This is a genomic window from Amphritea sp. (assembly GCF_048266285.1).
Classification (GTDB): domain Bacteria; phylum Pseudomonadota; class Gammaproteobacteria; order Pseudomonadales; family Balneatricaceae; genus Amphritea.
This window is the reverse complement of record NZ_JBLWZV010000002.1, coordinates 318,510-332,469: the sequence shown is the minus strand read 5'-3', so window position 1 is coordinate 332,469 and position 13,960 is coordinate 318,510. Positions and strand designations below refer to the sequence as shown.

At 48.1% G+C, this 13,960-nt stretch carries 13 protein-coding genes; 5 read left to right on the top strand and 8 right to left on the bottom strand.

From position 1 onward, the window contains the following. Positions 1–46: 46 nt before the first annotated feature. The gene (locus ACN0T0_RS05070; protein WP_417223915.1) at positions 47–913 is read right to left on the bottom strand and encodes an urea carboxylase-associated family protein; all 867 of its coding nucleotides are present in this window, start codon (positions 911–913) and stop codon (positions 47–49) included. Between the two features lie 111 nt (positions 914–1,024). Between ACN0T0_RS05070 and ACN0T0_RS05065 the strand changes: the two genes are divergently transcribed. Both ACN0T0_RS05065 and ACN0T0_RS05060 read left to right on the top strand, forming a co-directional pair. Then, on the top strand, positions 1,025–1,876 hold the full coding sequence (locus tag ACN0T0_RS05065; protein WP_417223913.1) for a LysR substrate-binding domain-containing protein: 852 nt from the start codon (positions 1,025–1,027) through the stop codon (positions 1,874–1,876). A gap of 446 nt (positions 1,877–2,322) precedes the next feature. Next, the gene (locus ACN0T0_RS05060) at positions 2,323–3,096 is read left to right on the top strand and encodes an Asp/Glu racemase (RefSeq protein WP_417223911.1); all 774 of its coding nucleotides are present in this window, start codon (positions 2,323–2,325) and stop codon (positions 3,094–3,096) included. Positions 3,097–3,189: 93 nt separating this feature from the next. Here ACN0T0_RS05060 and ACN0T0_RS05055 read toward each other — a convergent pair whose 3' ends face one another. From ACN0T0_RS05055 to ACN0T0_RS05045, 3 genes are all read right to left on the bottom strand, one after another. Then, on the bottom strand, positions 3,190–4,422 hold the full coding sequence (locus ACN0T0_RS05055; RefSeq protein ID WP_417223910.1) for a quaternary amine ABC transporter ATP-binding protein: 1,233 nt from the start codon (positions 4,420–4,422) through the stop codon (positions 3,190–3,192). Continuing rightward, on the bottom strand, positions 4,415–5,314 hold the full coding sequence (locus ACN0T0_RS05050; protein ID WP_417223909.1) for an ABC transporter permease: 900 nt from the start codon (positions 5,312–5,314) through the stop codon (positions 4,415–4,417). The genes ACN0T0_RS05055 and ACN0T0_RS05050 overlap by 8 nt, the downstream gene beginning before the upstream one ends. Before the next feature lie 80 nt (positions 5,315–5,394). After that, entirely contained in the window at positions 5,395–6,387 is a 993-nt protein-coding gene (locus ACN0T0_RS05045) for an ABC transporter substrate-binding protein (protein WP_417223907.1), read from the bottom strand. Between the two features lie 185 nt (positions 6,388–6,572). On the opposite strand from ACN0T0_RS05045, the gene ACN0T0_RS05040 reads away from it, so the two are divergent. Beyond that, positions 6,573–7,067: a MarR family winged helix-turn-helix transcriptional regulator gene (locus ACN0T0_RS05040; RefSeq protein WP_417223905.1), complete on the top strand. Its 495-nt coding sequence runs from the start codon at positions 6,573–6,575 to the stop codon at positions 7,065–7,067. On the opposite strand, the gene ACN0T0_RS05035 is transcribed toward ACN0T0_RS05040, so the two are convergent. Together ACN0T0_RS05035 and trpE are read right to left on the bottom strand one after the other, a co-directional pair. Continuing rightward, positions 7,064–8,053, bottom strand: a complete 990-nt coding sequence (locus ACN0T0_RS05035) for a CobW family GTP-binding protein (RefSeq protein ID WP_417223903.1) — start codon at positions 8,051–8,053, stop codon at positions 7,064–7,066. The genes ACN0T0_RS05040 and ACN0T0_RS05035 overlap by 4 nt on opposite strands. Positions 8,054–8,221: 168 nt before the next feature. Beyond that, complete coding sequence (trpE, locus tag ACN0T0_RS05030) at positions 8,222–9,706, bottom strand: anthranilate synthase component I (RefSeq protein WP_417223901.1); 1,485 nt, start codon at positions 9,704–9,706, stop codon at positions 8,222–8,224. 685 nt (positions 9,707–10,391) lie between these two features. Here trpE and nhaR point away from each other — a divergent pair. After that, entirely contained in the window at positions 10,392–11,342 is a 951-nt protein-coding gene (nhaR, locus tag ACN0T0_RS05025) for a transcriptional activator NhaR (protein ID WP_417223899.1), read from the top strand. Here the strand turns inward: nhaR and ACN0T0_RS05020 are convergent. After that, positions 11,308–11,991: a phosphoglycolate phosphatase gene (locus ACN0T0_RS05020; RefSeq protein WP_417223898.1), complete on the bottom strand. Its 684-nt coding sequence runs from the start codon at positions 11,989–11,991 to the stop codon at positions 11,308–11,310. The two genes, nhaR and ACN0T0_RS05020, sit on opposite strands and share 35 nt — an antisense overlap. Before the next feature lie 60 nt (positions 11,992–12,051). After that, positions 12,052–12,720: a ribulose-phosphate 3-epimerase gene (gene rpe, locus ACN0T0_RS05015; RefSeq protein ID WP_417223897.1), complete on the bottom strand. Its 669-nt coding sequence runs from the start codon at positions 12,718–12,720 to the stop codon at positions 12,052–12,054. Positions 12,721–12,834: 114 nt separating this feature from the next. Between rpe and ACN0T0_RS05010 the strand changes: the two genes are divergently transcribed. Next, positions 12,835–13,929: a DUF3530 family protein gene (locus ACN0T0_RS05010; protein ID WP_417223895.1), complete on the top strand. Its 1,095-nt coding sequence runs from the start codon at positions 12,835–12,837 to the stop codon at positions 13,927–13,929. The last annotated feature ends 31 nt before the right edge of the window (positions 13,930–13,960 follow it).

Genomic DNA, 13,960 nt, shown 5'->3' with positions numbered 1-13,960 from the left:
CGAAACTACAAGGCAGCTACACCTGGTGTAGTTGCCAACACATCACTTAAACAGCATGTTTACCTCTATAGCCACTCGTAGAGGGTGACTGCCAATCCGCTAAGGCATCATTGGTCGGTTTATAAATTTCAACCAACAGTGGATAACAGGCGGTGCTGTCATCGGAATGGCTGCTGCCGCAATCGCCACCAGGACAGGCGGATAACGCCCCTAATAGGTCGATCTCAGCAAAAAACTCAATGAAGTCGCCCGGGCGCACAGGGCTCGCTTTCATAAAATATTGATGCGTGTCCTGCGTAAATCCAGTACACATAAATACATTCAGCACATCGTGCACATGTGGTTCAGCGATCTCAGGGCTCACCCCTTCAGCATGCGCCAACGCGCGGGTCAGATTTGAATGGCAGCAATGGTTGTAATCGACACCTTTAAGCATATGGTTGGTATAGGGATCACAGCGCGTACCGATCACATCATGCACACCCGCTCCATCTTCATCCCAGCCGTACCAATCCAGAGTATCATGGGTAATGGTTGCCATTGGACGCAGTGCCGGAAGAGTGCTCCATAAACGATCACCAGTGCTTACATGACTGGCATGTAACTGACGTGTTTTACCACTATAAAATCGTTCAGATAGATCATTCGCATTCCATAAATTCAGATCGCCAACCTGAGGGCCTTCGATGCTGACAATACGAAAGAAATGCCCCGCCGGCACCGTAAAAGAAGCGCCGTCTCGGGGAGGCACAACAACCTCGGACACTTTTTCCATACCTTTCCTAGCTTGCTGGTAGAGGCTCGCGTCATAGGCAGGCAAACACTCAACGTCATAACAGATAACCGGTTTAGCTGAATGTTGATGACGGGGCTCAACAGCGGGTTTTTCTTTATTAACTTTCGATGTATTCATGTTCGATTCCTCTTTGCGTTAATGGATTCAATCACATTGATATAAATCTTAGAAATGATATAAATGAAAGACATTGTTTCATTTTCACCATATATCAAGAGATGACTGCCCATGAACCTTGAACTGTTGCGCACTTTCATTGCGGTTGCCGAAGGCGAAAGTTTTACCGCAGCAACCAAGAGCAGACATTTAACTCAATCGACCGTAAGCCATCAGATCAAACGTCTTGAAGAATCTTTAGAGCAGCAGCTATTTCATCGAACAACGCGAAGCTGCCGGCTGACCGATGATGGCGATGTGCTGTATCAATATGCGAAGAAAATTATTCAGTTGTGCGACGAGGTAGAAGCGCGATTCAAAGAAAAACCATTACAGGGGCATATTAACTTTGCCGCCCCGGAAGATTATCTATCACTGCCCTTCTCCCGTGTACTGGCGCGCTTTGCTCGCATTCAAAAAGATGTAGAGATCGAAATCACCGTGGGTTTAAGTAATAACATCCGGCCAGAGGTTGATACCGGCGCGATTGATCTTGCTATCCTTACCCAGATCCCCCCAACAGGCGAGGGCACCCCACTCTATCGAGACCCATTAGTCTGGCTGGCCAGTAAAGACTTTCAAGTACCGACAAATGGCCCGATACCACTGGCACTGGTTCCTTCTCCCTGCCTCTACCGAAAAACAGCGCTAACAGCCTTAGAAGAAGCGGGTATGGCTTGGCAAATAGCACTGAGCTGCCACAGTCACGAAGCCATAAAAGCCGCCGTAGAATCTGGGCTCGCAGTCACCGTGCTGACTCAAAAAGACTTACGACCCGGTATGAGGATACTGGATGAAAAGGAGGGTTTCCCGCGTTTGGGTGAATCTGAGATTTCATTACACCAAGCCCCTAACCTAGCAAATGAGGCTGCCCAACAACTGATTCAACAGATTCTCGAACAGAGAGATACCCCGCTATTTTAAATCCTTTTATACCGTCGACTCACTGCGAAGAACGCTTTTGCCCCGTCTCAGGGGTGACTCACGCCCTCCCCCTTAACAGCGACTTTTAAGCTCTCGCTAATGAGTGCGCCCAACCAGCGGCGCAGACTTAACACAAGAAAACATCGGAACCCTATATGCAAAATAAACATTAATTTATTTCAGTTATATCATTTAAACAATGAAAGCGATTGTGCTTAAATCCATTTAGACAAGCACCTCTGATACAGCCAGTCAGATGAGTCAGGTGAATGTCACCAAGCCGATACTAGGGTTGTTGTCTTGAGCGCTTACCGCCACTTTTCTAATATCGATAGTGTCGTTATTCCATCGTTGAATCTCCAACAGAGAAATCCCCCTTCGACGCGATCACCCGACAATTGGCGCATAATACAGTGCGATAATTAAAAAAAGATGGATACATAGCGATGACAAAAATGGAAGAAGTTGGCTTTAAGCATGCTGAAAGCGAATATTTTCCCGGCGGGAAAATAGGCCTTATCGCCCTACGGACAGACCATTTAGTTGAAGATGCCATGCGCTCATTGCTCTGCGACGCTGAGGTTTCAATCATCACCAATCGAATCGCCTTCAATGACCCCGTGAATACAAAAAATCTTCAAGCAATGGCGCAGGATTTAAACCGTGCTACTGCGGACTTACTACCGGGAAAGCAGGTCGATGTGATTGCTTTTTGTTGCTCTTCCGGCACCGTCTCGATTGGCGAGCAGAAGCTGAAAGAACAAATACAGAAAATTAAGCCGCAATCTCAAGTCACCAACCCCGTCACGGCAGCGACCTCGGCTTTCTTAGCCTTGGGCGTCAAAAAACTCACTATCATCACCCCTTATATCACTGAAGTTAACAGAGAGGTGGCCAAGTTTTTTTCCGATAAAGAGCTTAACATCCTCAATATCGTCGGTTTTAATGTGATGGCCGACGCAGATATCACCCGAATAGACCCCGAAGCAATCAAGCAAGCCGCGTTAGCACAGGTTCATCCAGACGCTGAAGCCTTATTCATATCCTGTACCGCACTGCGCTCCATCGAGGTCATTGCAACCCTAGAAGAACTGTTGGGTATTCCCGTAATCACCAGCAACCAAGCGATGGCCTGGCATGTATTACAACTGCTGGGCAAACCTCACTCAGTCAGTAAAGGCGGGCGTATCTTCGCCTTAGGGGGCGCCAATACTCAATAAAGTTAACCTCGCTACTGACTTTAGCTGCCAAGCGTCAGCCACAAAAAAGGCCGACGCGTTAAGCATCAGCCTTTTGAAAGATTAACCAAGAGGCTAGCTCTTTTTCTGCTCTTCCGATGTATCCTCATTACCCAACACTTCGGCCAATGTCTGACGGGATAACTGCCCTGTCATTTGGCCCTCTTCATCGATGACCGGTAGAGAGTACTCCGCATTCAAGGTCTCGGGAATAACGGTTTCTAGCACCGCATCCTGCGAAATAGCGTCCAAGTCTTCATATTGAAGAGAATCAAGGTCTGCTTTTTTATCGTCTTCAAAAGCAGCCTGTAAGGTCTCTTCCGTCAGAACACCCTGATAACCCTCATCATTGATGTGATAACCATAATCCTGTTTGAAACCTTTCATCTGTTTCAAAGCGTCTTCAATGGTATCAGCGGTGATACGTGAAGCAGGCGCCTTCATCACGGTTTCGACGGTTAGCGCACGAGCACGGTTTACATCGCGCACAAAGGCTTCAACATAATCATTAGCGGGATTGAGCAAAATATCTTCAGGCTCACCCTGCTGTACCATTTCACCATCCTTCAAGATCGCAATACGGTCACCGATACGCAGTGCTTCATCAAGATCGTGAGTGATAAAGATAATGGTTTTGTGCAGTTTTTCCTGCAGTTCAATCAGCTGATCTTGCATCTCGGAACGGATCAATGGATCCAGTGCGGAGAACGCTTCATCCATCAATAGAATTTCAGCATCGGTACACAATGCCCGAGCCAACCCGACCCGCTGCTGCTGCCCACCCGAGAGCTGCGCCGGATACTGCTCTTCATAACCCGCCAAGCCAACCGTGGCTAACCACTCAGTCGCTTTCGCTTTACTCTCAGCCTTACTGACACCCTGTATAGAAAGTCCATAAGCAACATTATCGACGACGGATTTATGCGGTAGCAATCCAAAGCGCTGAAACACCATCGACATCTTGTGCCGACGGAATTGCTCCAACTCTTTAGGCCCGAGTTTCATGACGTCGGTGCCTTCGACTTCAATGACACCTTCAGTCGGATCGATCAGCCGGTTAAAATGACGAATCAACGTGGATTTACCGGAGCCTGATAGCCCCATAATCACGAAAATCTCGCCTTTATTGATGGTCAGATTAATATCTTTAAGACCGAGTGTATGACCCGTTTCCGCCAGAATTTCATCCTTGCTTTTACCCTCATGCACCAAAGGCATGTATTTCTTAGGATTATTCCCGAAAAGCTTATACAGCCCTTCGATCTTAATCAGTGTCGTCGCGGCAGCTTTTTTACCCGATTCACCCATTATCCATACCCCCTAGGTATCGCTGACTCCGTTTAGCATATGCCTGAGAGACTCGGTCAAAAATAATCGCCAATGCTACAATCGCTAAGCCGTTCAATAAGCCCAGCGTAAAGTACTGGTTAGTAATGGATTTCAATACTGGCTGGCCTAACCCTTTAACACCGATCATCGAGGCGATAACCACCATCGACAGCGCCATCATAATGGTTTGGTTGATACCCGCCATAATCGTTGGCATAGCCAAAGGCAGTTGCACACCGACTAAGCGCTGCATCGAGCTGGCACCATAAGCTGTTGCTGCTTCCAGCACATCTTTATCCACCAGCCGAATACCGAGATTGGTCAAACGAATCACCGGCGGTATTGCATAGATAATAACGGCAATCACACCCGGAATTTTTCCGATACCCAAGAGCATCACCACGGGAATCAAATACACAAATGCTGGCATGGTTTGCATAATATCCAATAGCGGTGTCACCACTGACTGCACCCTATCTGAGCGCGCCATGGCGATCCCTATGGGCACCCCTAAGGCGATGGCCATGAAGGTACACACCAAAATAATACTCATGGTGCGCATGGTATTATCCCACATGCCAAAATAACCGATCATAAAGAACGATATCACTACACCTAGGCTAAGCTTCCATGAACGACTGGATAGGTAAGCAAGACCGGCGATAATGGCAATCACCAACCACCACGGCGTTGCTAATAGCAGTTTTTCAAACCAAACTAAAAATGTTAACAAAGGGTCAAAAAACCCCTCAATCATCTCACCGTACTCACGGGAAAAGTCGCGATACGCAGTATCTAAAAACTTCCGGATATCCCTGAGATCCCCTCTGCTTAGTTGGGGTACCTCACTCAACCAACTTGCATCAGCCATATATAACCTCTTTCAGAAACAACACTGCCCGATTACTGTGGGCAATCAGGCAGTGATTTTTTAGCACTCAACCGCAACGATTATTGCAGAGCTTGCTTCACTTTTGCAGCAACGTCTGCCGAAACCCACGGCATCCAAAGCTCTTCATGCTCAGTAAGGAAATACTCAGCAGCAACCTCACCATCAGCCTGATTATCTTCCATCCAAGCCAACAGCGTGTTGAGCTGATTATTCGTCAATGAACGCTTAGACGCATACTCATAAGCCGCGGGAACACGGGTAGCAAACTCTTCGGTGGTGACCGTTTGTACCGCTGAAGGCGGATACATGGTTACTTTAGGGTTCTCACATTCGTTAGATGAGGTACAGTTAACGAACTCATCTTTATCAATACCCGAACCGAAATCAACTTTCACCATTTTGTATTTACCCAACACAGCAGTTGGCGCCCAGTAATAACCGAACCAAGGCTCTTCACGGGCAAACGCCTTAGCGATAGAACCTGACAGACCAGCACCTGAACCGGGATCGATCAAATCAAAACCTGCATCAGCCAGATTCAATGCTTTAAACAGATTGCTGGCACTGATCTGACAGTTCCAGCCCGCTGGACAACCATAAAAGGCGTACTTGCTATCATCTTCTGGATGCTCAAACAGTGCAGCGTGTTTCTTTACACCATCAATGGTTGCTAGCTCAGGGTATTGTTTAACCAGATATTCTGGTATCCAAAAACCCTCTTCACCACCATCAGACAATGAATTACCGGCATACCGCAGACGTTTTTCAGCCACACCTTTATCCAGCGCTTCACGCATGGAGTTGCTCCACATTTCTGGAGCAATATCAGGTTCACCTTTTTCGATCATCGAGGTACCCGTCGGCATGGTATCCCCTGGCACGAGTTCAGCTTCGCAGCCATAACCGTGTTCAAGGATAAATCTATCCACATTGGCAATCAGTGTTGCCGAGCTCCAGTTCATATCCGCAATGGTGACTTTTCCGCACTCGTCTGCCGCCTGTACTTGCGTAACGGCCAACAGCATTGCCGATGCAGCAATCAATTTTCTCATGACGTCTCCACGTTTATTTTGAACTATTATAGTTTGATGTGATTATATTAGTCCTGTAATAATTAGAACTCAAACTATTTTTCTGTTTATAATGGTTTGATTGGGCGCACTGTTATTTGTGCTGCAAGCCTGCCTAGCTATACATTCGCTCGGCTTTTCAATGAGTTAAGAGGTCTTCAGAGACAATGATTGATAATATGCCCTGCTGGCAGGATGTGCTGATTGAACTGAGAAAAATCATTCGGGCGACCGATCTTCAATCAAAACGGGTGGTAAAAGCTTGTGGTCTGACGATTCCACAGGTGATGGTGCTACGCGCCATCAAAGATTTGGGGGATGTTACCGTTAAGCGGATTTCAGATGATGTTTCGTTAAGCCAAGCGACCGTCAGCACCATTATGAATCGTTTAGAAGAGCGCCAACTGGTCGAACGGGTACGCAGCAATACTGATCGCCGCATAGTGAATGCTCGGCTGACAACAACCGGTGACGAAATTTTTCAAACCGTGCCGACGTTGTTACATGAGTCCTTTATCACTCGCTTTGAAAGTTTAGGTAATGCAGAGCAGCTGCATATACTCGCCGCTCTGCAACAGGTATCTGGGATGATGGATGCCGAAGCACTCGATGCAGCACCTTTGCTGGATATCGCCGCCCCAAACCGTGATGGAGAGTCCTAGCAACGCACCGCCATCGCCAGTAACTGCTGTTCGAGTTCGGCCCATTGGCCGGGCTCCTCATCAATCACTTCAATTCGGCTATCCATCACTTCATCAAGCGCCTGCACTTTCAAAACGGAATCGACCTGATTAAACGCAAAAATCCCTTCATCGGTAATAAACACCGCTTTCAAGCGTTCGGATTCTATACCCATCAACAACGGTTCTAACGCGGCATAAGAAAACTCAAATTCAGGGCTGAAAATCCAACCACTGCTATGATAACCCTCCCCCTGATTATCTTTACGCAGATAACCACATGCAGGGATCTCATCATCGACCTGATAATGATCGTGGTGTTGATGGGATGACTCAGCCGGTGCTTTATCCGCAATGTGCTTAGAGGCCGCTTCCAACCACGACAGATCAAACAAACCATTCGAGCTGCCGACAACCGGTGCCTGACTCTCAAGCTGGGACAGATAATCGGTCAGTTGGGCCATTTCCGTCCCGCTATAAAGATCCTCTTTATGTGCAATCACTAAGTCGGCAACCTGTAGCTGCTGATTAAAGGTTTCATGCTCGGTATATCGAGCATCCACCAGCTTACGTGCATCCACCAGCGTTATCACCGTGCGCAGATCCAAGACCTCTCGATAATGAGGCTGCTGCAATACCCGGATAACTTCTAAAGGATGACCCAACCCCGTCGGTTCAATCAGAATACGATCAGGTTTTGCCTGACGAATTAATTGACTGAGTGCAACCTGCATCGGAATACCCGCAGCACAACACATACATCCACCGGGCACCTCTTTCATAAATACGCCGGTTGACTGCTGTTCGTTGGCTAATAGACTGGCATCAATACCGATTTCCCCAAACTCATTGACCAGCACCGCCCAACGCTCACCGGCCGGCTTATCTTTTAATAGCTGTTGAATAGCGGTAGTTTTACCCACGCCGAGAAAGCCGGTAATAATATTGGTAGGTATCTGTGTAAACATGATCAACTCTGCAAAGTAATATTTGTTATAATATAACAAAAAAGCCAGTAACATCATAACACTCAAAACAAAATCGCTGGCGGGCAAAGTATGCAGCCAAATAACGCTTCAACTTAAACAAGACATAAAAAACCTCCCGTAGGAGGTTTGATATCGATCATAACGGCCTCAGAGGTTATCCAACCCTTGCTCAACCATCGCGACGGCCTTAAAGATTGCTCGGCCTTTGTTCATCGTTTCATCCCATTCGGAATCAGGCACCGAATCAGCGACGATACCAGCTCCGGCTTGAATATGCAGCTCACCATCCTTAATCACCGCCGTACGAATAGCGATCGCGGTATCCATATTGCCATTCCAAGACAGATAGCCCACAGCTCCGCCGTAAATACCTCGTTTAACCGGCTCTAACTCATCAATAATCTCCATCGCCCGCACCTTGGGCGCACCACTGAGAGTACCCGCCGGCAAGGTCGCGCGCAGCACATCCATCACCGATACCTCAGGTTTTAAATGGCCAATCACATTCGAGACGATATGCATCACATGAGAATAACGTTCAACCGCCATCTGAGCGGTTAATTCCACCTGACCTATTTGCGACACCCGGCCAACATCATTACGGCCAAGATCGATCAACATCAGATGTTCTGCCAACTCTTTCGGATCGGCTAACAGATCTTTCTCTAGTGCTAAATCTTCAGCCTCGGTTTCGCCCCGAGGACGAGTTCCGGCAATCGGTCGCACCGTGACAACACGATCTTCAACCCGGGCGAGAATTTCGGGAGAGGAGCCCACCACATGGTGATCACCTAAATTCAGCACATACATGTAAGGTGAAGGGTTAAGACAACGTAACGCCCGATAAAGATCCAACGGACTACTGGTAAAAGGGATCGTCATTCGCTGCGAGATAACGGTTTGCATCACATCCCCTGAGAGGATGTACTCTTTAATCCGATCGACGGCATCTTTAAATTGCTGCTCGCCAAAACTGGATTTAAATTCCGATTCAGACACCTCACGTCGCTCGCTCGGTGCAGTTTCCTGATGGGGTACAGAAAAGCGCAAGCGTGTGACTAACTCATCCAAGCGTAACTGCGCTTGCCCCAGGGCATCCTCATCGGCCGGGTCAGCATGGCTAATCAATACCAACTTACCGCTGAGGTTATCAAATACCACCACCTCATCGGACACCATCAACAGAATGTCCGGCGTGCCGATAACATCATCAGGAACGCTATCCGCTAACCGTTGCTCCACATAGCGGACGCTATCATAGCCAAAATAACCCACTAACCCACCGTTAAAACGAGGTAGATCAGGCAACTCTGCAGCACGATAACGCGCCTGAAATTGTTCTACAAAATCCAGCGGATCTTCAACTTCAGCTTGTTCTACCACCTCACCGTCCGTTTCCACCCGAACGCTATGGCCAAAGACTTTCAACACGGTCCGGCTAGGCAGACCAATAATCGAATACCGCCCCCACTTTTCCCCGCCTTCAACGGATTCCAGTAGATAGGTATATGGCTGATTGGCCAACTTCATATAAGTGGATAATGGTGTATCCAAATCCGCTAATACTTCGCGAACCACTGGAATACGATTGAAGTTTTGAGCCGCTAGCTCGGCAAATTGTTCAGGGGTCATGGTGTATTCTCATAACGACTCTGTCATTTATAGCGCAGAGTTTTGAAATCTATTTGGCTAAATCGATAACCGATTCAACCAGCGTAATAACTGATAAGCAGGGCTCAGTTACGCCATCGCCAGCGATCCCCGACATAGTGGGCACACAACTTAATTTCAATAGGGGATAGCAAATCTGACACAGTGATTCCAGGCAATCGTTAATTCAGAGATCCAACCTTATAGCAGCCCCCTCTTTGAATCAACCGAGTCGTTATTTACAGACTATATTTTTCAGCCTAAAGGCTTTTCGATGGCCTTCTCAAGTGTATATTCTCGTTCCCCTGAAATGATATCAGGCACCACAATGTGCGCTTCCAGGATCATGGCTAATTTTTAGACAAAAAAAACCCGGCCTTGGGCGCCGGGTGAATGATTGGATGAGAGTCCACTTACTTAAGACTAGAGAGCCTTACAACATGCTTTCATAACAGCCTAACTTTGTAACAACTTAACTGTGTAACAATTACTACAACCTTGTAACAACCTGTCTAACAACTCGGTAAGCATAAGTCTGAGGGGGAACCTGAGAACTCATGACAAAGCCGATAAGTCACAGTATAGTCAACGTAAGTATAAATAAAATACGAATTTACTATGTAAATAGTAAGATTTATTCGATCATTATTCCTATTCAGGTATTACCATGAACTTTAAACACCTGCGCTATTTTCTCGTTGTTGCCCAGGAAGGCAGCATTAATAGAGCCAGTGAGAAGCTCCACCTGACACCTCAAACCATTAGTGGCCAGCTAAAACTGCTGGAGCATGAACTGGGCACTTCGCTGTTTAAAAAACGCGGCCGCAATCTCATATTAACGAAGGCTGGACAACACGCCCTCAACTACGCCGAAGACATTTTCCAGCTAGGGGATGAACTGCAACAGAGCATTCATAATCCGGTACCCCATAAGCAGCAGCGTTTTAATATTGGCATCGCCGATGTGTTGCCCAAATTGATCACCTATCACCTGCTAGAACCGGCACTTAAACTCAATGATGCGAGCCGACTGATCTGTGAAGAGGGCCCGCTGCCTAGCTTACTGGCGGATCTTGCCACCCAAAAACTCGATCTGGTACTGGCTGACCGCCCACTTGACGCAAGCTTTCATATTCGCGGATATAACCATCTATTGGGGGAGTGCGGCCTTAGCTTTTTCGCCACCACCGCCGTAGCCGCCACTTACCGAGCTAACTTTCCCGCCTCACTGGAAGGCGCACCCATGCTGATGCCTTCCGCCGAAACAGAGCGCGGTATGGGTCTGAAACGCTGGTTCGAACGGTATAAGATTCGCCCAGATATCCGGGTGGAGTGTGCCGATACCGCATTAATCGAAGCCTTTGGCCTCTCGGGGGCCGGAATATTTTGCGCGCCAACCGTCATCGAACAACAGATGACTCGGCAATACGGTGTGGAAGTGATCGGCAGGATGGATGATATTCGGGAACGTTTTTATGCGATTTCATTGGAACGCCGAGTGAGCCACCCCGGCGTACTAGCGGTCTGCAATGCCGCCAGAATGGCTTTCTTTGATGAGATTGAGCTGTCAGACAAAACCTTAATCAGAGAGTCAACTGCATCAGATCATCGACAATAATATCCGGCTGATATAACGCAACCGGCTCGCCATGGTTATAGCCATACGTGACCGCAACCACGCGACAACCGGCGGCTTGAGCCGCTTTAATATCACTGCGTGAATCGCCCACCATCAGAGTTTGTTCGGCCGCGACACTTCGCGTAGTCATCGCATGGTGCAGCGGTAACGGATGTGGCTTTTTCTCCGCCAAACTATCACCACCCAAGACAACCGAAAAATAGCGCCGCAGATCAAACTCATCCAGTAAGGTCTCGGTGAAACTGATCGGTTTGTTGGTCACCAAACCCATATCAACATCATGCTCGAACAAAAAATTCAGATACTCTCGCACCCCAGGATAGAGCTGACTTTGCTCCGCACAACACTGGCCGTAATGCTGCAAAAACAGAGCAAATGCCTGCTCAAGCAGCGCTTCGTCCGGCTCATTATTCCCATCACCGAAGGCTAATGCCCGCTTGACCAACATCTGGGCGCCATTGCCGACCCAATCACGTACCGTAGTTTCACCGGCTAATGGCCGTGCCAACGCAGCCAACATTCGATCAACCGCGAGGGCTAAGTCGGGCACACTATCCAGCAAAGTGCCGTCCAGATCGAACAGCACCAGTTGGGGAAGTTGAGCATCATAATGGGTGGTCATAAGCATTGCGACGGGCCAACCTTTTCAATTAATCATAATACTAAGTAAACGCGGCTGACGTGTTACTTAAACTTTTGCCAATTCGGCCCGCATCTTATCAATGGTGGCTTTATAGTCGTCGGTGTTAAAGATCGCCGAGCCAGCCACAAAGGTATCCGCTCCGGCCGCGGCAATCTCCGCAATATTGTCAACACCAACGCCACCATCCACTTCGAGACGAATATCGTAGCCACTTTGTTCAATAATCGCACGGGCCTGCTTCAGCTTATTCAACGTACCCGGAATAAATTTCTGACCACCAAACCCTGGGTTAACCGACATCAGTAGAATCATATCCACCTTATCGAGCACATAGTCTAAATAGCTCAACGGGGTCGCGGGATTAAACACCAGGCCGGATTTACAACCGCCGTCACGGATCATCTGTAATGAACGGTCGATATGTTCAGAACCTTCTGGGTGAAAGGTAATAATGCTAGCACCGGCATCGATAAAATCACCGATCAAACGATCCACCGGCTTAACCATCAAATGCACATCAATCGGCGCTTCAATACCGTGTTTACGCAGCGCTTTACAGACCATAGGGCCGATGGTCAAATTAGGCACATAGTGATTATCCATTACATCGAAATGGACATAATCAGCGCCCGCAGCGAGCACATTTTCAACCTCTTCACCTAGGCGGGCGAAGTCTGCAGACAGAATGGATGGAGCAATCTTATAATCAGCCATGAACGTAACTCGGAAAGTAAAAGGTGGAGGATTCGGCTATTGTACTTTGCACGCATTGAAACTCAACCAGCTTTCGCCCTTGCTAATATCGCGTCGCTCTTGAATAATCGAAGCATGAAACTTAAACCCCTGTTTTTTACACTGTTTTTAAGCCTTGCTAGCCTTGTTTCGGCAGCCGAGAATGATACGACTGAAAACAATGACAGCAGCAACGCCGGCACCGAAGACACAACAAAAACCGACGGCGCAATCGCCAGCCGTGTCATGCCCAACCCTTCCCGGCAACGACAGGCAGACCTCGCGCTGGCACAAACCCCAGAAACCGAAGTGGTTTGGCTAGCACTCGATAATGAAAAACAATTAGCGCTGCTGCAACAAGCGACAACCGCAACGCCAACCGGCAGCATTCTCATTTTCACCGATCCCACCACGGGAGCAGACTGGCCCGACCTGATTCACCCTCTGAGAACCCAACTGACTGAATATGGCTGGAACACCCTCAGCCTATCACTACCAACTCCCCCCTCGGTCGCCGTGCCCGAACGCACACTGCCGAGCCTACAAAATCGCAATCAGATCCAGACACCTGAAACAGCCCCAGAGAGCAATGCGGCACTTAACGCCGAGACAAATCCCAACGCTAATACCGAAACCGCGGCTGTGGACAGCCAAACAGCGGCCGATACTACCGAAACAGCAACGCCGGAAGAACTTATCACCAACTATCAACAACAGATCGTGACGCTGGGTAATTTAGCCGCTAATCGTCTAGCCGAAGTACCGGGGGAGATAACCGTCATTTTAGGGGTGGGAGAAGGTGCAGTTTGGGCGATGCACTATTTCGCACAAGATGAGCTGCAAGAAAACCGATTTTTAGTCTTGCTCGACCCGATGCAACCCAAAGGAATTAACACCCCAGAACTGCTACAGATGCTCAAAGACAGCCAGGCAGCGATATTAGATCTTTGGTTCAATAACAACCGCTATCAACAGCAACAAGCCATTCTACGTAAACATACAGCCCTAAGAAGTGGCAACCCAGGTTATCGGCAGATCCGCCTAAACCAACGCAGTAACGATCCGAGAAAGGAACCTCTGTGGCTTACTCGTCAGGTTAGAGGCATTCTTAAAAACCACTTGATAACAATTCAACCTACCCAGAAAAATTCAAACCCAGCGCCCGCAGGAGAGCTTACGCCGGGAAGTTAAACGTTGGGAAGTTGATCGCTATGCCCAATCG

Coding starts and splice junctions, on each gene's coding strand:
- ACN0T0_RS05065 (WP_417223913.1), top strand. CDS start 1,025: ATGAACCTTGAACTGTTGCGCACTTTCATTGCGGTTGCCGAAGGCGAA.
- ACN0T0_RS05070 (WP_417223915.1), bottom strand. CDS start 913: ATGAATACATCGAAAGTTAATAAAGAAAAACCCGCTGTTGAGCCCCGT.
- ACN0T0_RS05050 (WP_417223909.1), bottom strand. CDS start 5,314: ATGGCTGATGCAAGTTGGTTGAGTGAGGTACCCCAACTAAGCAGAGGG.
- ACN0T0_RS05020 (WP_417223898.1), bottom strand. CDS start 11,991: ATGCTTATGACCACCCATTATGATGCTCAACTTCCCCAACTGGTGCTG.
- ACN0T0_RS05060 (WP_417223911.1), top strand. CDS start 2,323: ATGACAAAAATGGAAGAAGTTGGCTTTAAGCATGCTGAAAGCGAATAT.
- ACN0T0_RS05040 (WP_417223905.1), top strand. CDS start 6,573: ATGATTGATAATATGCCCTGCTGGCAGGATGTGCTGATTGAACTGAGA.
- ACN0T0_RS05010 (WP_417223895.1), top strand. CDS start 12,835: ATGAAACTTAAACCCCTGTTTTTTACACTGTTTTTAAGCCTTGCTAGC.
- rpe (WP_417223897.1), bottom strand. CDS start 12,720: ATGGCTGATTATAAGATTGCTCCATCCATTCTGTCTGCAGACTTCGCC.
- nhaR (WP_417223899.1), top strand. CDS start 10,392: ATGAACTTTAAACACCTGCGCTATTTTCTCGTTGTTGCCCAGGAAGGC.
- ACN0T0_RS05055 (WP_417223910.1), bottom strand. CDS start 4,422: ATGGGTGAATCGGGTAAAAAAGCTGCCGCGACGACACTGATTAAGATC.
- ACN0T0_RS05035 (WP_417223903.1), bottom strand. CDS start 8,053: ATGTTTACACAGATACCTACCAATATTATTACCGGCTTTCTCGGCGTG.
- trpE (WP_417223901.1), bottom strand. CDS start 9,706: ATGACCCCTGAACAATTTGCCGAGCTAGCGGCTCAAAACTTCAATCGT.
- ACN0T0_RS05045 (WP_417223907.1), bottom strand. CDS start 6,387: ATGAGAAAATTGATTGCTGCATCGGCAATGCTGTTGGCCGTTACGCAA.